Here is a 23,116-nt window from a genome sequence, read left to right on the forward strand (position 1 = left end):
CATGCCCGACGACCAGACTGACGAATTGACCTTCGAGACCCCGGAAGAAGACGGCCCGGTCGAGACCCTCAACCTGCGAGACCTGAAGGCGCATTCGCCGAAAGACCTGCTCTCCATGGCCGAGGAACTCGAGATCGAGAACGCCTCGACGATGCGCAAGGGTGAGATGATGTTCTCGATCCTGCGCGAACGCGCGGATGAAGGTTGGGATATCTACGGCGAAGGCGTGCTGGAGGTTCTTCAGGACGGGTTCGGGTTCTTGAGGGCGCCTGAAGCAAACTACCTGCCGGGTCCGGACGACATCTATGTCTCGCCTGAAGTCATCCGGCAGCATTCGCTGCGTACTGGCGACACCGTCGAGGGTGTGATCCAGGCGCCCGACGATAACGAGCGCTATTTTGCGATCACCAAGGTCACACAGATCAACTTTTCGGACCCGGAGAAGGCGAAGCACAAAGTCTCCTTCGACAATCTCACGCCGCTCTATCCGGACGAGCCGTTCAAGATGGAGATCGAGGATCCGACCATCAAGGACCGGTCTGCCCGGATCATCGACCTCGTCGCACCGATCGGGAAGGGCCAGCGCAGTCTGATCGTCGCACCGCCGCGTACCGGTAAGACAGTCTTGTTGCAGAACATCGCCCGGTCAATCGAGACGAACCATCCCGAATGCTACCTCATGGTGCTGCTCATCGACGAGCGGCCGGAGGAGGTGACGGACATGCAGCGCTCGGTGAAGGGCGAGGTTATCTCATCGACCTTCGACGAGCCGGCGACACGGCATGTCGCCGTGTCCGAGATGGTGATTGAAAAGGCGAAGCGTCTTGTCGAGCATAAACGAGATGTTGTTATTCTTCTCGACTCTATCACAAGACTTGGTAGAGCTTTTAACACCGTAGTCCCGTCATCTGGGAAGGTCCTTACTGGCGGTGTCGATGCCAACGCCCTGCAGCGGCCGAAGCGTTTCTTCGGTGCGGCGCGAAATATCGAGGAAGGCGGGTCGTTGACGATTATCGCTACGGCGCTGATCGATACCGGAAGCCGCATGGACGAGGTGATCTTTGAAGAGTTCAAGGGCACCGGTAACAGCGAGATCGTTTTGGATCGCAAGGTGGCGGACAAGCGCGTATTCCCGGCGATGGACATTCTGAAGTCGGGCACGCGGAAAGAGGAGCTGCTTGTCGATTCCAAAAACCTGCAGAAAACATTTGTGCTTCGTCGCATCCTGAACCCGATGGGCACCACAGATGCGATCGAATTCCTTCTTTCCAAGCTCAAGCAGACGAAGACGAATTCTGATTTCTTCGAATCCATGAATTCCTGATAGCGACGCCATGGAAGAGACGATCTTTGCCTTGGCCACGGCTAGGGGTAAGGCCGGGCTTGCCGTCATTCGCATCTCGGGACCGAACGCGGTTCCAGTGTTGTCCGCTCTCGGCGGCAAGGTCCCTGCCCCACGCAGTTCACGCCTATGTGTTCTGAGGGACGGAACAAGGGGCGTTCTAGATCATGCGTTGGTGTTATACTTTGCCGAAGGTGCAAGCTTCACTGACGAGGATGTTGTCGAGCTTCATCTTCACGGAAGCATCGCAATCGTCCAAGCGGTCATTGCCGCAATATTGGATACAGGCCTCGCGCGAATGGCTGGTCCTGGGGAATTCACGCGTCGGGCGTTGATGAACGAGCGACTTGACCTCACCCAGGTTCAGGGTCTGTCGGACATGATCGATGCGGAGACAGAGGTTCAGCGCCGGCATGCTCTTCGCGTCTTCGGTGGCGAGATGAGCGAGCAAGTTGCGGAGTGGCGGGTGAAGCTCATCCGTGCCGCAGCTCTGCTCGAAGCGACCATCGATTTTGCGGAAGAGGATACGCCGGAGGATGTGGAGCCAGAAGTGCGCGCCCTGCTAGAGAACGTCATCGGAGATTTGCGGAGAGCCAGTAAAGGATTTGGCGCTGCTCGGACGCTGCGGGATGGATTTGAAGTCGCATTGATCGGTGCGCCCAATGCTGGAAAATCCTCGCTTCTGAATAGGCTTACCGGCAGCGACGCAGCAATCGTTTCGAAAGTTGCTGGTACAACGCGCGATATCATCGAGGTCAGGATGAACATCGACGGAATGTTGATACTGATTCTCGACACGGCAGGACTGCGCCACACTGAAGATGAAGTGGAGTCGATAGGGGTAACGCGCGCGCGAGCGCGCGCCAAAGATGCTGATCTTCGTATATTTTTACATGAAGAAGAAGTTCCGGAACCGCCATTCGACCTTCTGACTGAAGAGGACCTGATCGTTCGCACGAAGGTTGATGTTCGCGGCGGATCAGGAATTTCAAACGTGACCGGCGAAGGAATCGAAGAATTAGTGGAGAAAATCGGGGCTGTCGCTGAACGGCGGGTCGATGCAGCGAGTTTGTTCTCACGCGAGAGGGACCGGGCTTCGTTGGAGAATGCAGTTCTTTCTTTGGAAGAGACGCGGTTAATGGACCTTCCCGTTGAGGTGCAAGTTGCATCGATCAGAAACGCCGTGATGCATTTGGCTGACATCATCGGTGCTTTTGATGTAGAGTTTGTCCTCGACGATATCTTTCGATCCTTCTGTATCGGGAAGTAGGTGTTTCACGTGAAACAATTTGGATTTGACGTTGTTGTTGTTGGTGCTGGTCACGCTGGCTGCGAAGCTGCACTGGCTGCAAGCAGATTGGGAGCGTCCGTCGCTCTCGTGACGTTTTCGCGCAACGACATTGGCACGATGTCATGTAATCCTGCGATCGGGGGCCTAGGCAAAGGTCATCTTGTTCGTGAAATCGATGCGTTGGATGGCGCAATGGCACGCGTTGCCGACGCTTCGGGGATCCAGTTTCGGCTTCTTAATCGGCGAAAAGGTCCGGCTGTTCGGGGCCCAAGGGCGCAAATAGATAGAGACCTTTATCGGGTCGGGATGACGCGCGAAATTGAAAATGCGCTAAATCTGAGGGTAATCGAAGGAGAGGTGGTCGACCTGCTTGTTTCCTCAAATGAAGCGGCGAGAGGCGTTCTGCTGTCTGATGGATCGGAAGTCGATGCGAAAACGGTGGTTCTCACGGTTGGAACATTTCTCGGTGGTGTAATTCACATTGGAAATGAACGGCATGCCGGCGGCCGGATGGGCGCTAGATCAGCAAAAAAGCTTGCTGAACGAATTCGATCTGGCGCCTTTGCCGTTGGTCGGCTGAAGACGGGGACGCCTCCACGCCTGCACCGAAACACGATCAATTGGGCGGGTATTGGATCCCAACCCGGGGATGAACAACCGACTTTTTTCTCCTTTCTCACTCGCGGGCAGCCAAATGCTGCACAAATATCTTGCGGCATTACCCATACAAATGGAAAAACCCACGAAATAATACGAGAGAATCTTCATCAGTCAGCAATGTACGGTGGTATGATAGATGGGATTGGGCCTCGGTACTGCCCCTCAATCGAGGATAAGGTGGTCCGGTTCACCGAGAAAGACTCTCATCAAGTTTTCGTTGAACCTGAAGGTCTCAAGTCGGATCTAGTCTATCCAAATGGGATCTCGACATCCCTTCCCGCCGACATTCAGATAGATTACGTTAGATCAATTGCTGGTTTTGAACGGGCCAAAATTGCCCAGCCCGGCTATGCCATCGAATACGATTACGTCGATCCGCGATCTCTCGACCGCACGCTGCTTTTTCGCTCAATTCCCAATCTCTACTTGGCAGGCCAGATCAACGGGACGACAGGATATGAGGAAGCAGGGGCTCAGGGGCTTGTCGCGGGTCTAAATGCTGCGCGTGCTTCGTCCGGCGTTGCCGGAATCACCTTCAGCCGGAGCGATGGTTACATTGGTGTTTTGATCGACGATCTCGTGACGCGCGGGGTCTCTGAGCCCTACCGCATGTTCACCTCAAGAGCTGAGTATCGCCTCACGCTACGAGCCGACAACGCTGATAGCAGGCTCACTGATTTCGGCCGCCAGATTGGCCTTGTGAAGGATCCACGTTGGAAGAAGTTTGCTGCCAAAAAAGATAGACTTTCAACTGCCCGTTCAGCCTTAAAATCAACGAAGCTTGGTCCCCAGGCCGTGTCCGCAGTCGTTCCAGGTCTACGGATAAACGGGCCTAGCAGATCGGCCTACGACGTTCTGTCGCTCGCGGGAGCTGAAATAGCCGAGTTGTTTGCTTCATATCCCCACTTGAAGTCCCATGGTTACGAGACCGTGGATCAGCTTCAAAATGAAGCTGTTTACTCGATGTATGAAGCTCGCCAAGATCGCGAGATTTCTGCTTTAGAACGAGATGAGGCAATTTTGCTCCCAAAGGACCTAGACTATCGGAAGATCGGCAGTCTGTCCAAGGAAGTGTGTGGAAAGCTTGAGCTCGCAAGGCCCGAGACGATTGCACAGGCAGGTCGCATCGAGGGCGTTACACCGGCTGCCCTGACAGCTATTTTGGCTCACACGCGTGGGCGAGCGAAGCGGTCGGCTTGATGATAAACGGTGTTTCACGTGAAACAAACTCGCTCCTGAGGCGATATGAGAACCTCCTGAAGAGGTGGAACGAGCGGATCAACCTCGTATCCAGTCAAACTCTTGATGAATTTAGCCATCGTCATGTTAACGACTGTCTGCAATTGAATTCAATTGCACCATCCCAAGGCACATGGCTTGATCTAGGTAGCGGTGGCGGCCTTCCGGGACTGGTTATCGCAATCGCTAGAAGGCCCCAAAGCAACGTGGTTCTTGTAGAAAGCGACCACCGAAAAGCTGCTTTCCTGAAGACCGTTCGTCGAGAACTTGAGTTAGACGTTCAAATAATTGTGGCGAGAATCGAGGCACTCGACCCACTCGGCGCTGATATAATTTCTGCGCGTGCGCTGGCTCCCCTCGAAAAGCTTCTCGAATATCAGTGTCGGCACGGACACGGTCAAACCGTCGGCCTTTATCCTAAAGGCCGAACATGGGAAGCAGATGCCCTAGCTGCTGAGAAAGAATGGGCTTATGATCTAAAACTTCATCCAAGCTTGATGGAAAAAGACTCCATGATCCTTGAAGTCCAAAATCTGGCGAGGCTTTAGCGTGAAGACTCGCATTGTCAGCATAGCCAACCAGAAGGGCGGAGTCGGAAAGACGACAACCGCCATCAATCTTGGTGCATCTCTTGCAGTACGAGGTATGCGTACCCTGCTGATCGATCTGGATCCTCAGGGGAACGCATCGACGGGATTGGGTATCTCTCGCTCCGGTCGAGGAAAAAGCGCCTACGACGTTCTCCTTGGGGATATTGCTCCATCGGATGCCGCTGTCCTGACGGATGTCGATAATCTCTCTATCATTCCCGCAACGATGGACCTTGCTTCCGCCGACAACGAGATGATGAAAAGTTCACGCCGCGTCATGCACCTCCGAGATGCGCTCCGACTGCACCCTATGGAGTATGACTACGTCCTGATCGATTGTCCTCCGAACCTGAATTTGCTCACCATTAATTCTTTCGTTGCCTCGGACACGATCTTAGTCCCGCTCCAGGCAGAGTTTTTCGCGCTAGAAGGTCTATCGCAACTTCTTGTAACGGTTCGGGACGTTCGAAAAAGTGCGAACGCGGACCTTAGGATTGAGGGAATTCTCCTGACCATGTTTGATCGACGCAACAACCTCTGCCTCCAGGTGGAGGAAGATGTTCGAGAAAACCTCGGAGATCTCGTGCTTCAAACTAAGATACCGCGGAATGTTCGGCTGAGTGAGGCACCAAGCTACGCCATGCCGGTGATTAACTACGACCCGACATCCCGTGGTGCTATTGCATACAGAAGTCTCGCGGGAGAACTGCTTCAGAGAAACGAAGAGGCTTTGTTGACCGATGGCTGACGCTTCTCAAAAACGGCCGATGCGCCGCGGCTTGTCTGCGCTGATGGCCGATGCCGGCGTTGATGCGACCGATATCGGCAAACGGTCTGCAACAGCTGAACGCCATGTTCCGATAGAGACATTGTCTCCAAATCCCGACCAGCCTCGTCGGTTTTTCGATGAGGACGCTCTCTCCGATCTTTCGGCTTCGATCGCACAGAAAGGAATTCTTCAACCTCTGATTGTCCGACCACTCACCGGCTCGGATCAGTATCAAATCGTTGCTGGCGAGCGTCGGTGGCGAGCGGCTCAACGTGCGGGCCTACATGAGGTCCCTGTCCTCGTTCGAGATTTCAGCGACACGGAAGTGCTGGAGATCGGTATCATTGAGAACATTCAGCGCGCCGACCTCAACGCGATTGAGGAGGCTCTCGGCTTCCGGCAGCTAATGGATCGTTTCGGCCATACCCAAGATCAGCTTTCTACCGTCCTTGGCAAGTCGCGCAGCCATATCGCAAACCTCATGAGGCTTCTGAAGCTTCCCGATCCTGTCCAAGAGTATGTGCGGCAAGGGACCTTGTCCGCCGGGCATGCCCGGGCGCTGATCAGTTCGGAGCAGCCTGAGGACTTGGCACGCCAAGTGATCTCGCGGGGTCTTTCGGTGCGAGACACCGAGAAGCTGGTTAAAGGCCGCCCGGAAAGCACCTCCCCAACGAAGAAAAAAGTCCGGAGCTCAAATAAAGACGCCGATACCAAAGCCCTCGAAGGCGATCTTTCCGCAGCTCTTTCTCTCGGAGTGACCATAGATCATGATGCGGGCGCCGAAGGTGGAAGCGTCACGATCCGCTACGACTCTCTCGAGGAGCTTGATCGGCTCTGTAATCTTCTTTCGTCAGGTCTCGGTGAGGATAGCCGCTAGAACTGCATTCAGAACAAGAGCGCCGGAAGCAGTCGCGATTAGGCGGCTCGGCGCGCGCACTAGGTAACCTTCTTCGACAAGCTCATCGACCCTGCGAGTATCTAACTGCTTGGAGAGGGAAGCGACATAGTCAAGATCGATACCTTCGTCCAACCTCAGACCCATCATGACGTATTCATCTGCGACGCCGGTTTTCTGCAAGTACTCAACATGCGCGGTCCCAGTTCCAGAATCTTCATTTGCGGCCAGCCACTTCTGGGGCATCTTGTGGGCCTCCGAGGCCGACCGGTCTGCTCCGATTGTGACACGCCCGTGGGCTCCGGGACCGACACCGATCCAATCACCCCCGCGCCAATAAATAAAGTTGTGCCGGCTTTCGCGTCCGGGGACAGCGTGGTTCGACGTTTCGTAGCGACGAAACCCTGCTTCCGCACAAAGCTCTTGGGTCACGTGCCACAGGTCGACGGCCCGATCCTCATCCGGCAGTCCATTTAGCCGCCCCACGGCATGGCGGGCACCAAACGCCGTCCCCTCCTCGATTGTCAGCTGATACAGTGACAGATGCTCTCCAGCGAAGGTCAGCGCCTCTTTAAGTTCCCGTTCCCAAGCCGCGGCGGGTTGATCCTGTCGCGCATAGATTAAATCGAACGACACACGATCCGTTACCGACCGTGCCACCTCATAGGCATGGCGACCTTCTGCAACGGAATGCAGGCGACCAAGCCGCCGCAAGTCTGCGTCGTCCAAAGCTTGAAGCCCGACCGAGAAGCGATTTACTCCGGCGGCCCCAAAGGCATTAAAGCGTTCCGCTTCCACTGATGTCGGGTTCGCCTCCAGCGTCACCTCCAGATCATTCGCAGGAGTCCACAGGGTTCGCGCCGCTGCAACAATTGCCGCGACCGTCTCAGGAGGCATAAGGGACGGCGTGCCGCCGCCAAAGAATATGCTTGATAAAACTCGTCCGGAGGTGCGTTCCGCCCAATATTCGAGATCTCGGAGCATTGCCGCGCGCCAACGATCCTGATCAACAGCGGAGACCACATGCGAATTGAAGTCACAATAAGGGCATTTGGCAGCACAAAACGGCCAGTGTACGTACAGCCCGAAGCCGCCACGCTGCCAATTTTCCACATTCCACTCCATTAATTGGTGACGTCGCGTCCCGACAGGGGAACCATCCGCAATGTCTTAAATCAGTGTTTTTGCAGCCTGATCCAGATCTCCGCCCGGGCTACAATGCGAGTCATCTGAGACACATCGATCAGCATTCAAAGTGTGCATCAACGGATCAGGAAACAAAGCCGCCATCGACACCGACATGTTCAGCGTTGCTGTCAAAGATCCTTCCGTTGCGCCCTACCACGGTCCCTACGGATGTTCCGCACGACGAGACGTCTGAAAGACACGAGACCTCAGCTACGTTGCCTCCAAAGCTGCAACCATCTTCGCGACCGCGACAGCCCGATGGCTGATCGCATTCTTTTCCGCTGCGTCCATTTCACCGAACGTGCGGTCATGCCCATCGGGCATGAAAATGGGATCGTAGCCGTGACCCGTTTCGCCACGCATAGGCCACACGATCCGACCAGGAACTTCCCCTTCAAATATGGCCTCAGCACCGTCCGGCCACATCAGCAGCAGCGTCGCATGGAACCGCGCCGTCCGCGGCTCTGGCGCATCGCGCGCCTCCAGTTCGTCCCAAGCCCGCTTCATAGCCAGTCGAAAATCCCGACCATCCGGCGTTTCGGCCCAGTCGGCGGTGTGCACGCCCGGCGCGCCATCCAGCCCGTCGATGACGATCCCCGAATCATCGGCCAAGGCAGGCAGACCCGTTGCGACCATAGCCGCACGGGCCTTGATCCGCGCATTTCCCAGAAAAGTCTCCTCGGTCTCCTCCGGCTCCGGAAGCTCAAAATCGACGTTGGAGCGACAGGTGATGCCACGTGGCCCGAGGATGGCGCGGAATTCGTCCAGCTTGCCGCGGTTATGCGTGGCGATCAGGAGCGTATCGCCAATCTTCCTCATCCGCCAACAGCCGCCTTCTGTGCAGCAACCAGATCACTCACGCCCTTCTCCGCCAAGGCCATCATCTCCGCGAACTGATCCTGCCCGAAGGTCGCGCCTTCGGCCGAGGCTTGGATCTCGATCATTCGCCCTGCTCCGGTCATCACGAAGTTGCCGTCCGTTCCCGCCTCGCTATCCTCGGGATAATCGAGATCAAGGACCGGCTGCCCTGCATAGATGCCGCAGGACACTGCAGCCACGTGATCGAGGATTGGGTCCATCGTGATGTCGCCCGCAGCCATCAGCTTGTTCACAGCAAGGCGCAGCGCGATCCAGCCGCCGGTGATCGCGGCGCAACGTGTGCCGCCATCCGCTTGGATCACGTCGCAGTCCACGGTGATCTGGCGTTCGCCCATTGCCTGCCGATCGATCCCCGCGCGCAGAGACCGTCCGATCAGGCGCTGAATCTCCTGTGTGCGGCCGGTTTGCTTGCCGCTCGACGCTTCGCGGCGCATGCGGGTCGTCGTCGCGCGCGGCAGCATTCCATATTCGGCGGTCACCCATCCCTGCCCCGTATTTCTCAGAAACGGCGGCACCCGCTCCTCAAGCGATGCCGTGCACAGAACGTGCGTATCCCCGCAGCGGATCATGCAGGATCCTTCGGCATGACGGGTGATGTCGGTTTCTATCGAAATCGTGCGCATCTCGTCGAGGCTACGGCCGGAAGGTCTCATCTTGTCTCTCCATTTGTCGGTCCGGTCCCTGCAACAGGGCCCGCCGGCGCGCAAGGCCACGATTGACCGCCGCGCCCGGGATGCATAGATCCCTCACGCTCCGAATGGATTGCTTAGGAATGATTGAGAACGCCCAGATCCTGTCCGAGATGAACCACCGGTCCCGCGAAGTCTTTCGCCGGGTGGTCGAGGGCTATCTCGGCACGGGCGATCCCGTCGGAAGTCGTACCCTCACCCGCACCATGTCGGAGAAGGTCTCGGCCGCGACGATCCGGAACGTGATGCAGGATCTTGAATATCTCGGCCTCATCCAGGCGCCGCACATTTCCGCCGGCCGCATTCCGACGCAGGCGGGCCTTCGGATGTTCGTCGACGGCTTGCTCGAGGCGCAATTGGGCGACGAGGACCGGGAGCGGATCGAGGCGACCGTCGGCGCCTCCGAGGACGACGTGAGCGCCTTGATGGACCGGGTCGGCAGCGCATTGTCAGGGATCACTCAGGGTGCATCGCTGGTGCTGTCGCCGAAGCGCGAGGCGCCGATTCGCCATATCGAGTTTGTCAGCCTTGCGCCGGATCGTGCGCTGGTGGTGCTGGTCTTCGCCGACGGCCATGTCGAAAACCGCGTCTTCCAGCCGCCTCCGGGCCAGACGCCCTCGGCCATGCGCGAAGCGGCGAACCTGCTGAACTCGATGATTGAAGGCCGCACGATCTCTGACCTCAAGGCGCTGATGACCGGCGAGGTCGCGGCACGCCGGCGTGAGATCGACACCCTGGCGCATGACCTCATCGAAAAGGGCCTCGCCGTCTGGGAAAATGCCGGCCAGGACGGTGAGCGTCTGATCGTACGCGGTCGCGCGAACCTGCTTGAAGGCGGAACGGATGCTGAGAATCTCGAGCGCATCCGCCTGCTCTTCGACGATCTGGAGCGTAAGCGCGACATCACCGAGTTCCTGCAGCTCACCGAGGAAGGCGAGGGCGTACGGATCTTCATAGGCTCGGAGAACAAGTTGTTCTCGCTTTCCGGTTCATCTCTGGTGGTTTCTCCCTATATGAACGCGGATCGCAGGATCGTGGGCGCTGTCGGCGTCATCGGTCCGACGCGCCTCAATTACGGTCGGATCGTTCCGATCGTCGACTATACGGCACAACTGGTCGGGCGGATGCTGTCCGGCCCCCGCGAATGAAAGACTGAGGACCGAGTATGGCAAAGCCCAAGGAAGAGACGTTTCTCGACGACCCCGAGATGATGGACGAGGATTTCGACCTCGACGCCGCGATGGAGGAAGAGCCGGAGACGCAGCAGACCGGCCGTGAGGCCGTCGATGCCATCGTCGCCGAACGCGACGAGATGCGCGACCGCCTGATGCGTGCGCTGGCCGAGACCGAGAACGTCCGCAAGCGCGCCGCCCGCGAGCGCGTCGAAGCGGAGCAATACGGCAGTTCCAAGCTGGCCCGTGACATCCTCCCGGTCTATGACAACCTTCGCCGCGCCCTCGATGCCGCCGGAGGGGCCAATGACGCCGTCATCGAGGGTATCCAGCTTACGCTCAAGGAACTCATCGGCGTCCTCGGCAAGCACGGCATCACGCTCGTGTCACCCGAGATCGGCGACCGGTTCGATCCGCAGGTCCACCAGGCGATGTTCGAGGCCCCCGTGCCCGACACCAAGGCCGGCGACATCATTCAGGTCGCAACCGTGGGCTTTATGTTGCACGACCGCCTTCTGCGCCCGGCGCAGGTCGGCGTCTCCAGCACGCCGTCCTGATCCTCGGCGGTACGATCCTCTGGAACGGAGCATGTCGCTTCGTTCCAGAGGTTGATCAGTCAAAGTTCTGCGCCTTGAGTCTCTGACCCATCTATTTCCCGCGAGAAATCTTAATACTGGCGCAAGTTCTGCATCGCCGCCAGCGGACGAGAATCAGAGACCTCAGAGCACGCACTGACTCATCGGCTCCGGTTGCAGTTGCAGTTGCTGGCGCATTTTCCGCCGGATGCGCGAGGGCGATGATCGAAAGTGCGGATGTAGCTCCGGGAATCTAAGCTCCAGCTCAAAAGACTGACCGCTGAAAGCTTCCTGCCATTGGCAAGCTGGTCGGTTTTTCGGTCTGAGGCCTCGGAAGTGCCTCCCCGTTCAGACGGTGCCGCTGTAATCCGATACCACCCGATAAGTCTGCGACCGCCATTCGCGACGAAGACGCGTCGGTTCGTGGAGGCAATCACCCTCACCAGGACTGCCCCCGACAGAAGATCAATGAAACTCCCAGAGCGATGCCCCGACCGTCCAGGCGTCGGTACCGGCAGGGCGCGTCATCGCCGGCTCGCCCCTCACCTCGCAACCCTGACGTACGCAGAGGCGGCAGGACGGTCCGATTGCGAGCGGATCGGGTTCTGCCGCCGCCTCATAGGCTGTTCCTGTCGCCGCATCGGCCGGCAGCCCTAGCATCACGGCACGGCGGGGTCCGCTCCGATCCAACCCATGACACGTGACCACGAAGCGCGCGCCGTCGGGCATCTCGACGAGGCGCGTCTCGGACTCCCCCGGACGTCCTGAAAGCGTGAATACCGGCAGACGGGCGCAGCCGCCCCCGAAGGACGTCGCCGGAAACCCCCGCGCACCCCGCCGCTCCGTATCACGACCCAAAGCATCGCGCACCGTCACGAAGAAGGGCGGCCCGGACGCGTTGATACGTCGGAGCGACACGAGCCTGTGCGCCGCATGAACGTGCCCTGCCCCGGATGTCGTGGCGAGCGCCGAAAGGTCGTAGCGAACTCGTCCGGCCGCTTCCCGGAACCGCGTATAGGGCATCGCCAGAGCCCGACCGGCGACCTCGCGCAGATGACGGTCCACAAGGCGGCGAACCTCATCAGTTTCCGTCCCGGCAAGCTCCTCCAGCGTCTGCGCCATCACGTCCGGAGCGCCGAACCGCATGGCCTCCGCCGCGATCCAGACCATCCTGTCACTGGGGTCAAGCGCATCCGACACGTAGAGCTGCCCACGATGTCGGTCGGATCTCACCCGCCACAAAGGCATCGAGGCGGCGGGCACGAGGCGCAACGTCATGCGGTGCTCCGTCTCCAGCCAGTCCGCAAGCGCCGCCTCGCGCAGCGCCCGTCGCGGCAGCCGCGCATCCAGCGCCTCGGCGGCGTCGTCGAGATCGGGGTCATGGCAGGGTCGCGGTTCGAACAGGTCGCGAAACCGCTGCGCCGGTGGCAGGTCGATTGTCGCCGCACCCGCTCCCTGCTCGGCCAGTTTACCCGATAGATCGGCCAGCCGGTCCAAGGCCTCGCGGTAGGCGCGGTAAAGCTTGACCACTCCGGCCGACGCGGCGGGCGCGGTATCCGCCATATCCGCCAATTCCCGCGGCCCCGTCAGCTCCGCCGACAGCAGCGGGTCGTCGAACGCCTCACGAAGCCCCTGAAGTTCTCCGCCACCGCGACCGAGCGTCCCGAGATCGATCGCATGTTCCGTGGCCAGCGCCAGCAGGACCGGAGCCGTCAGAGGTCGCTGGTTGCGTTCGATCAAGTTGAGATAGCTTGCCGAGATCCCGAGCGAGCGCGCCATGTCCGCCTGCGTCAGTCCAAGTTCCACCCGCGCCCGGCGTACGCGCGGTCCGGCAAAGAGTTTCTCCGACATGGCGTCTCCTTTACAGATTCACAAATTTACAGAACCGATCTGTAAATATCCATACGGTGTAACCCGAATCTCGATGCTGCAGAGCGGAAAGACGAATACCGCCCGCCAAACAAGGCGTAGGTAAGGACCATACGCTGCGCGGACGCCCGCGCGAAAACGGGAGATCGACATGACAGACTTCACAACCCTTGTGCCGGACGCACCGGAAGGCCGCTTCGACAACATCGACCGTCCCTACGGTCCCGAGGAAGTGCTGCGCTTGCGCGGATCCGTCCGCATTGAACACACGCTGGCCACGCGCGGCGCGAACCGCCTTTGGCGCCAGATCCACGAGATGGATTTCGTCAATTCATTGGGCGCGATGACCGGTAACCAAGCCATGCAGCAGGTTCGCGCAGGGTTGCCTGCCGTCTATTTGTCCGGCTGGCAAGTTGCGGCCGACGCGAACCAGGCGGGCGCGATGTATCCGGACCAGTCGCTCTACCCGGCCAATTCGGGACCGGAGCTCTGCCGCCGGATCAACCGGACCCTTCAGCGCGCCGACCAGATCGAGCGCAGCGAAGGCAATATGTCGGTCGAGGACTGGTTCGCCCCGATTGTGGCGGACGCGGAGGCCGGCTTCGGCGGGGCGCTCAACGCGTTCGAACTGATGAAGGCCTATATCGAGGCCGGCGCGGCGGGCGTGCATTTCGAGGATCAACTCGCCTCGGAGAAGAAGTGCGGCCATCTGGGCGGCAAGGTTCTTGTCCCGATGTCGCAGCATATCCGCACCCTCACGGCGGCGCGGCTTGCGGCAGACGTCATGGGAACGCCCTCGCTGGTCATCTGCCGCACGGATGCCGAGGCGGCCAAGCTCATCACATCCGATATTGACGAACGCGACCGACCCTTCGTCGATTATGACGCCGGACGGACGCCGGAAGGTTTCTTCCGCGTTCGCAACGGTCTGGAGCCCTGCATCGCCCGCGCAATTGCGATGGCGCCCTATTCGGACCTAATCTGGTGCGAGACATCCAAGCCGGATCTGGAGCAGGCGCGGCGCTTTGCAGAAGCGGTGCGGCGTGAGCATCCCAATCAGCTGCTGGCTTACAATTGCTCGCCGTCCTTCAACTGGGAAGCCAATCTCGATCACGAGACGATCGCGAAGTTCCAGCGGGAATTGGGCGCAATGGGCTACAAGTTCCAGTTCATCACGCTGGCAGGGTTCCATCAACTCAACCACGGAATGTTCACGCTCGCCAAGGGCTACAAGGAGCGCCAGATGGCTGCCTATTCCGAACTTCAGCAGGCCGAATTTGCGTCCGAGGCCGACGGCTACACCGCCACGCGTCACCAGCGCGAAGTCGGGACAAGCTATTTCGACGCCGTCGCGCAGGCCATTTCGGCGGGCACGTCCTCGACTACGGCAATGGGCGACTCGACCGAATCCGACCAGTTCAAGCGCGCCGACAAGGCCGTCGCGGCCGAATAAGACCGCGACAATGCCGCCCCGGAGGCCCGGGGCGGTGCCACGCAAACGTCAGACCAGGAGGTCACCATGACCGAGACCGTTTCCTTCAAGCCCCCCGTGCGCGAACGCGCCGAGGCTCAGTCCGCCGAAATGACAGAAGAGCAGGCCAAGTGCGTGCGTCAGGTTGCGAACGAATTGCACCGCCTCAACCAAGCGGTGATCCAGCTTGTCGAAAGTGGCGTCAGCGTGGAAATCCTGCGCACGTCCCGTCACCACGCCGACGGCGCTTGGGGCGACATGGTCGTGCCGGTGGTTGTCCGGCGCTAACGGCGCCAAGAAAGCTGTGAAACAGGATTTCAAAAACTGGTCGGGCAGAGAGGATTCGAACCTCCGACCCCCTGCTCCCGAAGCAGGTGCGCTACCAGGCTGCGCCACTGCCCGACCGGATGAGCGGCACATATCGACAGGCTTCGAATGAGGCAAGGGCGAATGCGCGGCGGCGGCGGATCGTCGAGCGCCCGAGCGAAGAATTGTCTGTTACCTGTTCGGCCGGACCTGGACCGACCGCTCTTCCTCAGACAGCATCCGTCCGATCCGGAATGCAGTCCCTGTTTCCGGCCGCGACCGCGTTCGCAGGACGGGCGTGTTCGTCGATCGGCCCCCGCGCCCCTCGCGCAGCACGATGTAGAGCCCGGAGGCGATGATGACCGCCGCTCCGAGCGCCGTCGCGCCATCGACACTCTCTCCGAAGAACAACCAGCCGTAGATCGCAGCCCAGATGATCTGGCTGTACTGCATCGGCGCCACAAGGACGGCATCCGCGCGGCGATAGGCCTGGATCATGCCGAGGCCGCCCAGAAAGGCCAGCGCAGCCATCAGCAGCCAAAGCCCCAGATCGGGCAACGGCATCGGCCGGTACACGAACGGCATGAGGATCCCCATCACGAGGAAATTGGCCATCATCGGGTAGAGCATCAGGACGGCGGCCCGCTCCTCCCGGCCGATCTTGCGCACGATCACCGATGTCAGCGCCCCGAACACCGCCGCCGCCAGCGCGGCCGCATGGCCGAGGGCGAGATGCGTGGTGCCGGGCCGCAGGACGATCATCACGCCCACGAGACCCACGATGACGGCGGCCCCGCGATGAATCCCGACCTTCTCGCCCAGAATGGGGATCGACAGGATCGTGATCACGAGCGGCGCTGCAAAGAGGATCGCATAGACCTGCGCCAGAGGCAGCGACGAGAAGGCGTAGAAGGCCGTAAAGCCGGTGATGACGGCCGATAGGGTTCGCAACGCGCTCCACCACGGATGGCGCGGGATCAGCGTGCCGACCTCCGCGTCGCGCAGCAGCATGAAGGTCACGAACGGGAACGTGGACAGGACGCTGAAAAACACGATCTGGAAGACCGCGTAATCGACGCCCAGCGTCTTGATCACCACGTCATGCGCCGCAAAAAGCGCGAAAGCGCCGAGCGCGGTCAGGATGCCGGGCAGAGGTGTGTCGCGGTCGGGCATGGGGGCCTCGGGTCGAACGGCCTATCCGGATCGCCGGACGGACGGCCGCATCATGGCGGGTTCGTCCCTGACCTAGCGAGAGATGACGTCTTGCGAAAGTCCGTGGGCGACGGTGCGGCGGCTGAAATCCCTTGGACTCCGCCCCCGCCCCGTTCCGGATGGCGTGTCAGGCCGCGTCGAGGGCCGCCAAGATCGCGTCGCCCATGCCCACGGTGCCGACGGGCGTGCCGCCTTCGGGCCCCATCAGATCACCGGTGCGCACACCGTCGGCCAAGACCTTCTGCACCGCATTTTCCAGAAGGTCCGCATTCGCGCCCTCGTCGAACGAGTAGCGCAGCGCCATCGCGAAACTCAGAATGCAGGCGATCGGGTTGGCCTTGTCCTGGCCGGCAATGTCGGGGGCGGAGCCGTGCACCGGCTCATAGAGCGCCTTGGGCCGTCCATTCGCCATCGGCAGCCCGAGCGACGCGGAAGGCAGCATGCCGAGCGATCCCGTCAGCATCGCCGCCACGTCCGACAGCATGTCGCCGAAGAGGTTGTCGGTCAGGATCACGTCGAACTGCTTGGGCGCGCGGACGATCTGCATGCCGCCGGCATCGGCGAGCATGTGGGACAGCTCCACATCCGGATATTCGGCGTCATGGATTTCCTGAACCACATCGCGCCAGAGGATCCCCGCCTCCATCACGTTGCGCTTTTCCATGGAGCAGACGCGGTTCGACCGCTTCCGCGCCAGTTCGAAGGCGGCGCGCGCGACGCGGGCGATTTCGCTTTCGGTATAACGGTGGGTGTTGACGCCGACACGCTCGTTGCCTTCGTGCGTGACACCGCGCGGCTCGCCGAAATAGACACCGGAGGTCAGCTCGCGCACGATCATCATGTCGAGGCCGGCGACCAGTTCGCGCTTGAGCGACGAGAAATCGGCCAATGCGTCGAAGCACTGCGCCGGGCGCAGGTTGGCGAAGAGGTCCATCTCCTTGCGCAGACGCAGGAGTGCGCGCTCGGGCTTGAGCGAGAAATCGAGATCGTCGTATTGCGGGCCGCCCACGGCACCAAGAAGGACCGCATCCACTTCCTGCGCCTTAGCCATGGTCGCATCGGTCAGAGGTGTGCCATGCGCGTCGTAGGCACAGCCGCCCGCCAGATCGGTCGATACGTCGAAGGCGAGATCGCGGTTCGCCGCGAACCAGTCGATGACCCGCTCCACCTGCGCCATGACCTCGGGGCCGATGCCGTCGCCCGGCAGGATAAGAAGGGAGGGGTTCGCCATGGTGCGGCCTTTCGCGGTTTCTCGTCAGGGGTCGCCGTTGGGTTAAGCCGCCGGATTCGACGCGTCAAGGAACGCTCAGATCCACCCAGACGAGGCGCCCCGATCCGGCCTCGGCCACGGCTTGCGCCAGCGCACTGCCATCTTCAGGCCAAATCACGCCTGACCCCGCGACCTGCGCAATCCGCGGCGGCAGGACATAATCCACCCGCATATGACCTGGCCCGTTCCACGCGACCGTTTCCAGCCCCCCGCCGGGCCGTTCCGGCCGGGGATCGCGCAGCTTGGGATGTTCGAGAAGCGCGCGGATCGCCTCAAGGTGCCCCTCGCCCCGCTCCGGATCCAGATTTGCCCGGCCAAGCACCAGCGGTGCCGCCGCGTCCGCCACGAGTTCGGCAACGAATGCGAGTTCCTCACGGTTGCGAAGGCCGTTGCGATCCTCCGGCCCGTCAAAGACCGGAGTGCCCGCGGCCATCGTGACCAGCGTAATCTCCGTCTCGCCCATGCGGATCGGCACGACCCACTGCGCCGTCGTGGCGAGAGGCACGACCGCATGCGCGCCTTCGGGCATAAGGTTCGCCGCATCGGGTCTGTCCGCCCAAAGCGTCGCACTCAGATCGCGGACATCACCGATCGGCAGGCGAGACAGCAGGGCCAGACCGCTATCTCCGGTAAACCAGCCGTATCCCAAGGCATCTCGCGCCTCATGATCCGTCCCGTTTCCGTCGAGGTCGAACCCTGACGGCGTGCCCGAATTGGGCCGCAGGGCGATGCGGTACGGATAGCTTTGCCCCATCTCCTCCAGACGTGCGGCCAGCGCGGCAAGGCCGACACCGTCGAGATCCCAATCGACATCCAGAAGCAGGATCACGTCCGCCTCGGCCGCCGCAATGACCGCCAGGGCGGCCTCCGCCTGATCATCGCGCCCGGACCGCAAATGGTGGATCATGACGCCCGGCCCCTTGCGGCCCAGCCCGGAATCGTAGGTGGCGACCCGAACGGCATCCGCCGTGGCGGGTAAGGCGCAGAACCACGCCGCGAGGAGGATCAGGCAGGCAGGAAGGCCGGGTCGGCGGCACCGTCCACCAAGGTCAGTCGGCGCCGCTTCTGCGAGATCATCAGCGCGAGCCGCCGCATCGCGATGCCGCGCAGGAACAGGGAAGCGGGAAGGAAGGCCCATAGCGTCATCGTCCATGTCAGCATCAGCGGGCTGTCCAGTACGGAAACCTCGTAGTTCCGTCCCACAAACAGGGCCAGTGGCGGGGTCAGATATGGCAGCAGCAATCCTAACGAGATGTTAACCGCGCCGTCCCGATTGAGCTGTCGGACCACGTCCGAGCCGGCCGTCGGATCGAAGGTCGGCAGATTGATCCAGACGTTGAAGCTACCGCTCGCGGAGGGCCAGCCGCGAAGGCGGATCAAGATCGCGAAGAGGGTCAGGCCGACGAGACTGACGAGATACGCCAGACCGGCCGCTGCGCGGAACTGCTGCGCTTGGGCGAATGTCGTGCCTTCAGGAAGCAGCCACATCATCAGGCGCACGGGGCTCAGTGGAAAATCGGTCGCATGCCCCAGCAGCACCCCGACAGCGAGAAGAAGCCGCGACAGCAGCGCATCGCTGCGCCCGGCATCCAGCGCGATGGCGATCAGCATCAGCGTCGCGAACATCACGCCGAAGCGCACGCGATTGATCGGAGGGGCGCCGCGGAATTCCACGAGACTGGGATAGGCCGAGCCGTACTCGATGAAGACGAACAGGGCGGCGAACAGGGCCATCAGGACAATGGCGTCGGTAATCTGCGGATCTGCCTCCGGGAGCAGCAGCGACGGTGTCAGAACCATCGCCACCACAAGCGCCGCGCGCACGGACGCACCTGGGAGCTGCGAAATCACTGCCTGCCATTCCTTGCCGGACGGTCCCTTGCCGCATCTTGTGGCGGGCGGGACGTTTGTCTTTTTTCCGCCCTCGTTGGAGCGACTGCCTCATTCTTGCCATCACCTTGCCTTGTTTAACTTCGGCCTGCAAGCGACTGACCGTGAACGAAAAGGCATATGCGGATTTGTGTGCCATCAAAGCCGCAGGAACCAAAATAGCCCTCGAAAGGGCTATTTATATCAGTAACTTGTAGTGAGACCTTAACGTCGCGGCATTACACCCAAGGGCGTTCCTGCGTCAGCCGCGTCTCGAAGGCGTCGATTGCCGGCGCCTTCTCCATCGTCAGGCCGATATCGTCCAAACCGTTGAGCAGGCAGTGCTTCCGGAAGGCGTCCACGTCGAAGGTGTAGGTCGTGCCATCGGTCGCGCTGACCGTCTGGTTTTCGAGGTCCACCGTGATCCGCGCGTTCTCGCCGTTGCGCGCATCGTCCATCAGCGCATCGACCTGATCCTGCGGCAGCGCGATCGGCAGGATGCCGTTCTTGAAGCAGTTGTTGTAGAAGATGTCGGCGAAGCTCGGCGCGATGACGACCCGGATGCCGAAATCCAGAAGCGCCCAAGGCGCATGCTCCCGCGAAGAGCCGCAGCCGAAATTGTCGCCCGTTACCAATATCTCCGCCTGCCGGTAGGCCGGCTGGTTCAGGACGAAGTCGGGCCGCTCCTTGCCGTCGTCGTCGTAGCGCATCTCGTCGAACAGGTTCACGCCAAGGCCCGACCGCTTGATCGTCTTCAGGAACTGCTTGGGGATGATCATGTCGGTGTCGATGTTGATCAGCGGCAGCGGCGCTGCGACGCCGGTGATTGTTTCGAACTTGTCCATGATGTCCTCCGCTCTGGTCCGGATGGCTTACGCCTCGGGCACGGCGAAGGTCAACGCGGCCCATAGCGTCCTCCATACCGGATCGTCGGACGCCTCGGGCTCCAGCGGCAGGAGGGTCACCGAATCGAGAAGGTATTCATGCCCCGCCCGCACCGGCAGCACGGCGCGCCCTTCGGCATCGGCCCGGTGCAGCGTGACCGTCACGCCGCCATCGGCATCCTTATCGAACAACTCGATCTGCGCGCCGGCCTTGGGCGCGCCGTCGAGCAGGATACGCACCGGCAGACCGTCGGAAAGATCATCGGTATAGGGATTCGCCTCGGCCACGAATTCGGTGCGAAGGCCGAAGGCGCGATCCTCACCGGCCCCCTCGCCCACCGCGATCAGCGCCTTGGCGAAGCGGCGATAGCTTTCCCGGAAGCCTTCCTGAGGCAGGCCGCGCGCAACATGCTCGGTCTGGCCGGCGGCGATGTCCTTGTGCTCGGTGAAGCTGACCCATTTTTCCCATTCCTGATAGGTCACAAACCGGTCCGTCGTCTCGTGGATCACGATGAGCAACCCTTCCGGAAGATCGGGTACCGCGAAGGCCGGGTTGTCGCCGATCCGGGCGGGCACGGGCCTCATCACACCGTCGACCACCATGTCAAACCGCGACGAGCGGCCGGGAATGTAGCTCAGCGCGGCACCCGACAATTCCTCGCCGTTGCGAAAGGATGCGGTGACCGTCGCTCCGGGATCGACCGTGTAGTCCTCCGCCTCGATCCAGAATTCGTGCGCTTGAACGGCACCGCCGGTGATGCACATTGCGGTCAGCACAACCGAGAACAAGGCCTTCATGATGTCTCTCCTTCGAATCCTCGTCAGGGTGGCGCTCGTCGCGCTCCTGTCAATGGCCCCGCTTTCCGTTGCCGCGCACGAGGTGCAGCCGGCGATTTCCGACGTGGAATTGTCGGAGGATACCGTCACCATCACGCTGACGACGGCGATCGAACCGATCCTCGCGGGCGTCGATCTGGAGGGGATCGAGGACACCAACGATTCGCCCCTGTCTGACCGTGTGGACGCGCTTCGCGCGCTGCCCCCCGAGACGCTCGCGGCCGAACTGGCGGAGCGTTGGCCCGAAATCGCGGAGCGCATCACCCTGCGCGCGGGTGACACGCGGGTAACGCCGGTTCTGGTCGATGTGACGATCCCGGAGGTGGGGGATACCGAAATCCGCCGCGACTCGACCCTTCTGCTGACGGCGCCCCTGCCTGATGACGGCTCGCCCGTCACCTTCGGTTGGGATGCGGAACTGGGCGGCCTGATCGTGCGGCAGGGGGACGACGCGCAGGGCTACAACGCCTTTCTGACCTCCGGCGCGGTGACCGATCCGATGCCGCGCACGGGCGTGGCCGAGCAAAATCTCGGCGACGTGATCGTCACCTATGTTGTCTCGGGTTTCGATCACATCATCCCCAAGGGCCTCGACCACATTCTCTTCGTGCTGGGCCTGTTCTTCTACTCGCTCGCATGGCGGCCGCTCCTGTGGCAGGTCTCGGCCTTCACGGTGGCCCATACCGCGACGCTGGCCCTTGCGACGCTGGGCATCGTGCAGCCGACGATGTGGATCGTCGAGGCGCTGATCGCCGCGTCCATCGTCTGGGTGGGGGTCGAGAACATCTGGTCCGGGGGGCGGCGCGACATCGGCTGGGGCCGGATTGCGGTCGTGTTCGGGTTCGGTCTGCTGCACGGGCTGGGCTTCGCGTCGGTCCTGTCGGAATTCGGGCTGGGGCAGTATTTCATCGCCTCGCTGATCTCGTTCAACGTGGGCGTCGAGATCGGGCAGCTTACGGTAATCGCCGCGGCCTTCCTTCTGCTCGGCCTGCCCTTCGGATCGAAACCCTGGTACCGGCGCGCGGTGGCCATTCCCGGCTCTCTCGTGATCGCGGCGATCGCAAGCTACTGGGTGCTGAACCGCATCGGCTGGGCCGGCGATATTCCCTATCTAGCCTAACAGACCCAGAAGCGCGCGCTCCCCCTGCCGCAATCCCTGCGGGCGGTCGGAAATCGGGGGCGCGCGCCACTCCTCGGCAAGCGCGATCACGTCGGGGTGTATGTAGGAGTTGCGTGCAATGGTCGGCGTGTTGTGCAGCGCGGCCGCCGCCGCCTCGGACATTGCCTTGATCGTGACGCCGGGCCCCGCGCGAAGCGCCGCCTCCAGCGCCGTGACCGACCCGTTCCAGGTCCGGAAGGTCTTGGCCGTCGCATGATCGAGTCCCGTGGCCTCGCGCAGCCAGTCGTTGACCTGATCGGCATGGGCGGTATGACGTTCTCCGTCCTCGACCCATTCGAAGATCGGCGCGCCGGGCAGGTCGGCGAGATCGTGGAGCGCGCGCATCAGCGTCCGGTCCGACAATTGCCGCCGGATCCGCTTGCCGCCCTTGGCCCGCCAGTCGAGCCGGATCCGGTCGTCCTCCAGCTTCAGGTTGCCCGTGCGCAGCGTCGTGGCCCCCTCGGTGCCGTTTTCGGCGCGATATTCCTCGGTGCCCACACGGATCGACACGCGGTCGATCAGGCGCAGGACGGCGGCCATCGCGAAATCCCGGTCTCCGGCCTCCCCGCGCAGGGCCTCGGCGATCCGCCGCCGAAGACGCGGCAGATGCGCCCCGAACTCGGGCAGCTCCGCGAATTTCTGCATCGCACGCCATTCGGACCAATCGGGGTGGTAGCGATATTGCTTGCGCGCCCGGGCGTCGTACCCCGTCGCCTGCAGGTGGCCGCGCGGCTCCGGGCTGATCCAGACGCGCTCATAGGCGGGCGGGACGGCGAGCGCGTCGATCCGCGCCCGCTCCTCCGCGTCGCCGATCGTCGTGCCATCGGCGGCGCGATAGGACCAGCCGCGCCCCGCCTTGTGGCGCGTGATCCCCGGCCGGTCGTCAGGATAGTAGATGAGATGCGGACGCTTCATCGCACCGAACGCGATACGGTCCCGTCCGGTTTCTG

22 protein-coding genes and 1 tRNA gene are annotated in these 23,116 nt (G+C 61.4%); 11 read left to right on the forward strand and 12 right to left on the reverse strand.

Annotated features, from left to right (window positions below; all coding sequences use genetic code 11):
* The first annotated feature begins 1 nt into the window (after position 1).
* The 6 genes from rho to JSE7799_RS10775 are packed head-to-tail and all read left to right on the forward strand — an operon-like array spanning position 2 to position 6,768.
* Entirely contained in the window at positions 2 to 1,324 is a 1,323-nt protein-coding gene (rho, locus tag JSE7799_RS10755; protein WP_055663605.1) for a transcription termination factor Rho, read from the forward strand.
* Between the two features lie 10 nt (positions 1,325 to 1,334).
* On the forward strand, positions 1,335 to 2,612 hold the full coding sequence (mnmE, locus tag JSE7799_RS10760; RefSeq protein ID WP_055663606.1) for a tRNA uridine-5-carboxymethylaminomethyl(34) synthesis GTPase MnmE: 1,278 nt from the start codon (positions 1,335 to 1,337) through the stop codon (positions 2,610 to 2,612).
* Positions 2,613 to 4,493, forward strand: coding sequence for a tRNA uridine-5-carboxymethylaminomethyl(34) synthesis enzyme MnmG (mnmG, locus tag JSE7799_RS10765; protein ID WP_083480471.1), 1,881 nt, complete (start codon positions 2,613 to 2,615; stop codon positions 4,491 to 4,493).
* Complete coding sequence (gene rsmG, locus JSE7799_RS19810) at positions 4,493 to 5,080, forward strand: 16S rRNA (guanine(527)-N(7))-methyltransferase RsmG (RefSeq protein WP_083480473.1); 588 nt, start codon at positions 4,493 to 4,495, stop codon at positions 5,078 to 5,080. The genes mnmG and rsmG overlap by 1 nt, the downstream gene beginning before the upstream one ends.
* A 1-nt stretch (position 5,081) precedes the next feature.
* Positions 5,082 to 5,870, forward strand: a complete 789-nt coding sequence (locus JSE7799_RS10770) for a ParA family protein (RefSeq protein WP_186201908.1) — start codon at positions 5,082 to 5,084, stop codon at positions 5,868 to 5,870.
* Positions 5,863 to 6,768: a ParB/RepB/Spo0J family partition protein gene (locus JSE7799_RS10775; RefSeq protein WP_055663607.1), complete on the forward strand. Its 906-nt coding sequence runs from the start codon at positions 5,863 to 5,865 to the stop codon at positions 6,766 to 6,768. Before JSE7799_RS10770 ends, JSE7799_RS10775 begins: the two co-directional genes overlap by 8 nt.
* Here the strand turns inward: JSE7799_RS10775 and hemW are convergent.
* The 3 genes from hemW to rph all read right to left on the reverse strand — a co-directional run bounded on the left by hemW (position 6,742) and on the right by rph (position 9,506).
* The gene (hemW, locus tag JSE7799_RS10780; RefSeq protein ID WP_144431657.1) at positions 6,742 to 7,911 is read right to left on the reverse strand and encodes a radical SAM family heme chaperone HemW; all 1,170 of its coding nucleotides are present in this window, start codon (positions 7,909 to 7,911) and stop codon (positions 6,742 to 6,744) included. The two genes, JSE7799_RS10775 and hemW, sit on opposite strands and share 27 nt — an antisense overlap.
* A gap of 273 nt (positions 7,912 to 8,184) precedes the next feature.
* Positions 8,185 to 8,793: an RdgB/HAM1 family non-canonical purine NTP pyrophosphatase gene (gene rdgB / locus JSE7799_RS10785; protein ID WP_055663608.1), complete on the reverse strand. Its 609-nt coding sequence runs from the start codon at positions 8,791 to 8,793 to the stop codon at positions 8,185 to 8,187.
* On the reverse strand, positions 8,790 to 9,506 hold the full coding sequence (gene rph, locus JSE7799_RS10790; protein ID WP_055663609.1) for a ribonuclease PH: 717 nt from the start codon (positions 9,504 to 9,506) through the stop codon (positions 8,790 to 8,792). The genes rdgB and rph overlap by 4 nt, the downstream gene beginning before the upstream one ends.
* A gap of 119 nt (positions 9,507 to 9,625) precedes the next feature.
* On the opposite strand from rph, the gene hrcA reads away from it, so the two are divergent.
* Positions 9,626 to 10,690: a heat-inducible transcriptional repressor HrcA gene (gene hrcA, locus JSE7799_RS10795; RefSeq protein ID WP_055663610.1), complete on the forward strand. Its 1,065-nt coding sequence runs from the start codon at positions 9,626 to 9,628 to the stop codon at positions 10,688 to 10,690.
* A gap of 17 nt (positions 10,691 to 10,707) precedes the next feature.
* Positions 10,708 to 11,271 (forward strand): nucleotide exchange factor GrpE, encoded by a 564-nt coding sequence (locus JSE7799_RS10800; RefSeq protein ID WP_055663611.1) that lies wholly within the window; start codon positions 10,708 to 10,710, stop codon positions 11,269 to 11,271.
* Between the two features lie 483 nt (positions 11,272 to 11,754).
* Here the strand turns inward: JSE7799_RS10800 and JSE7799_RS10805 are convergent, their stop codons facing one another.
* On the reverse strand, positions 11,755 to 13,140 hold the full coding sequence (locus tag JSE7799_RS10805) for a short-chain fatty acyl-CoA regulator family protein (RefSeq protein WP_055663612.1): 1,386 nt from the start codon (positions 13,138 to 13,140) through the stop codon (positions 11,755 to 11,757).
* Positions 13,141 to 13,309: 169 nt separating this feature from the next.
* Between JSE7799_RS10805 and aceA the strand changes: the two genes are divergently transcribed.
* Both aceA and JSE7799_RS10815 read left to right on the forward strand, forming a co-directional pair.
* Positions 13,310 to 14,611: an isocitrate lyase gene (gene aceA, locus JSE7799_RS10810; protein ID WP_055663613.1), complete on the forward strand. Its 1,302-nt coding sequence runs from the start codon at positions 13,310 to 13,312 to the stop codon at positions 14,609 to 14,611.
* 66 nt (positions 14,612 to 14,677) lie between these two features.
* Positions 14,678 to 14,917, forward strand: a complete 240-nt coding sequence (locus JSE7799_RS10815; RefSeq protein ID WP_055663614.1) for an SMc00767 family acetate metabolism repressor — start codon at positions 14,678 to 14,680, stop codon at positions 14,915 to 14,917.
* A 37-nt stretch (positions 14,918 to 14,954) separates the two neighbouring features.
* Here the strand turns inward: JSE7799_RS10815 and JSE7799_RS10820 are convergent.
* The 7 genes from JSE7799_RS10820 to JSE7799_RS10850 all read right to left on the reverse strand — a co-directional run bounded on the left by JSE7799_RS10820 (position 14,955) and on the right by JSE7799_RS10850 (position 20,968).
* Positions 14,955 to 15,031: transfer RNA gene (locus JSE7799_RS10820), tRNA-Pro, on the reverse strand.
* Positions 15,032 to 15,127: 96 nt separating this feature from the next.
* Positions 15,128 to 16,108: a DMT family transporter gene (locus JSE7799_RS10825; protein WP_055663615.1), complete on the reverse strand. Its 981-nt coding sequence runs from the start codon at positions 16,106 to 16,108 to the stop codon at positions 15,128 to 15,130.
* Between the two features lie 166 nt (positions 16,109 to 16,274).
* Positions 16,275 to 17,378 (reverse strand): 3-isopropylmalate dehydrogenase, encoded by a 1,104-nt coding sequence (gene leuB, locus JSE7799_RS10830; protein WP_055663616.1) that lies wholly within the window; start codon positions 17,376 to 17,378, stop codon positions 16,275 to 16,277.
* Positions 17,379 to 17,442: 64 nt separating this feature from the next.
* Positions 17,443 to 18,324: an endonuclease/exonuclease/phosphatase family protein gene (locus JSE7799_RS10835; protein ID WP_055663617.1), complete on the reverse strand. Its 882-nt coding sequence runs from the start codon at positions 18,322 to 18,324 to the stop codon at positions 17,443 to 17,445.
* 98 nt (positions 18,325 to 18,422) lie between these two features.
* On the reverse strand, positions 18,423 to 19,241 hold the full coding sequence (locus JSE7799_RS10840) for a hypothetical protein (RefSeq protein ID WP_245624865.1): 819 nt from the start codon (positions 19,239 to 19,241) through the stop codon (positions 18,423 to 18,425).
* 284 nt (positions 19,242 to 19,525) lie between these two features.
* Positions 19,526 to 20,131, reverse strand: coding sequence for a 3-isopropylmalate dehydratase small subunit (leuD, locus tag JSE7799_RS10845; protein WP_055663619.1), 606 nt, complete (start codon positions 20,129 to 20,131; stop codon positions 19,526 to 19,528).
* Between the two features lie 27 nt (positions 20,132 to 20,158).
* Positions 20,159 to 20,968 carry a DUF4198 domain-containing protein gene (locus JSE7799_RS10850; RefSeq protein ID WP_055663620.1) on the reverse strand — a complete coding sequence of 270 codons (810 nt, stop codon included), beginning with the start codon at positions 20,966 to 20,968 and terminating at the stop codon, positions 20,159 to 20,161.
* 1 nt (position 20,969) lies between these two features.
* Between JSE7799_RS10850 and JSE7799_RS10855 the strand changes: the two genes are divergently transcribed.
* Positions 20,970 to 22,127, forward strand: a complete 1,158-nt coding sequence (locus tag JSE7799_RS10855) for a HupE/UreJ family protein (protein ID WP_055663632.1) — start codon at positions 20,970 to 20,972, stop codon at positions 22,125 to 22,127.
* On the opposite strand, the gene JSE7799_RS10860 is transcribed toward JSE7799_RS10855, so the two are convergent.
* Positions 22,119 to 23,081, reverse strand: a complete 963-nt coding sequence (locus JSE7799_RS10860; protein ID WP_055663621.1) for a DNA topoisomerase IB — start codon at positions 23,079 to 23,081, stop codon at positions 22,119 to 22,121. The genes JSE7799_RS10855 and JSE7799_RS10860 overlap by 9 nt on opposite strands.
* Between the last annotated feature and the right edge of the window lie 35 nt (positions 23,082 to 23,116).

The organism is Jannaschia seosinensis, from assembly GCF_001408515.1.
Taxonomy (GTDB): Bacteria; Pseudomonadota; Alphaproteobacteria; order Rhodobacterales; family Rhodobacteraceae; genus Jannaschia; species Jannaschia seosinensis.

Bases quoted from the DNA above. Each gene is read 5' to 3' on its own strand.
- JSE7799_RS10855 (WP_055663632.1), top strand. From the start codon at position 20,970: ATGTCTCTCCTTCGAATCCTCGTCAGGGTGGCGCTCGTCGCGCTCCTG.
- rph (WP_055663609.1), bottom strand. From the start codon at position 9,506: ATGAGACCTTCCGGCCGTAGCCTCGACGAGATGCGCACGATTTCGATA.
- JSE7799_RS10835 (WP_055663617.1), bottom strand. From the start codon at position 18,324: ATGATCCACCATTTGCGGTCCGGGCGCGATGATCAGGCGGAGGCCGCC.
- rsmG (WP_083480473.1), top strand. From the start codon at position 4,493: ATGATAAACGGTGTTTCACGTGAAACAAACTCGCTCCTGAGGCGATAT.
- JSE7799_RS10775 (WP_055663607.1), top strand. From the start codon at position 5,863: ATGGCTGACGCTTCTCAAAAACGGCCGATGCGCCGCGGCTTGTCTGCG.
- rho (WP_055663605.1), top strand. From the start codon at position 2: ATGCCCGACGACCAGACTGACGAATTGACCTTCGAGACCCCGGAAGAA.
- JSE7799_RS10860 (WP_055663621.1), bottom strand. From the start codon at position 23,081: ATGAAGCGTCCGCATCTCATCTACTATCCTGACGACCGGCCGGGGATC.
- JSE7799_RS10825 (WP_055663615.1), bottom strand. From the start codon at position 16,108: ATGCCCGACCGCGACACACCTCTGCCCGGCATCCTGACCGCGCTCGGC.
- leuB (WP_055663616.1), bottom strand. From the start codon at position 17,378: ATGGCGAACCCCTCCCTTCTTATCCTGCCGGGCGACGGCATCGGCCCC.
- leuD (WP_055663619.1), bottom strand. From the start codon at position 20,131: ATGGACAAGTTCGAAACAATCACCGGCGTCGCAGCGCCGCTGCCGCTG.
- hrcA (WP_055663610.1), top strand. From the start codon at position 9,626: ATGATTGAGAACGCCCAGATCCTGTCCGAGATGAACCACCGGTCCCGC.
- JSE7799_RS10805 (WP_055663612.1), bottom strand. From the start codon at position 13,140: ATGTCGGAGAAACTCTTTGCCGGACCGCGCGTACGCCGGGCGCGGGTG.
- rdgB (WP_055663608.1), bottom strand. From the start codon at position 8,793: ATGAGGAAGATTGGCGATACGCTCCTGATCGCCACGCATAACCGCGGC.
- JSE7799_RS10850 (WP_055663620.1), bottom strand. From the start codon at position 20,968: ATGAAGGCCTTGTTCTCGGTTGTGCTGACCGCAATGTGCATCACCGGC.
- mnmE (WP_055663606.1), top strand. From the start codon at position 1,335: ATGGAAGAGACGATCTTTGCCTTGGCCACGGCTAGGGGTAAGGCCGGG.
- hemW (WP_144431657.1), bottom strand. From the start codon at position 7,911: ATGGAGTGGAATGTGGAAAATTGGCAGCGTGGCGGCTTCGGGCTGTAC.
- JSE7799_RS10815 (WP_055663614.1), top strand. From the start codon at position 14,678: ATGACCGAGACCGTTTCCTTCAAGCCCCCCGTGCGCGAACGCGCCGAG.
- JSE7799_RS10800 (WP_055663611.1), top strand. From the start codon at position 10,708: ATGGCAAAGCCCAAGGAAGAGACGTTTCTCGACGACCCCGAGATGATG.
- aceA (WP_055663613.1), top strand. From the start codon at position 13,310: ATGACAGACTTCACAACCCTTGTGCCGGACGCACCGGAAGGCCGCTTC.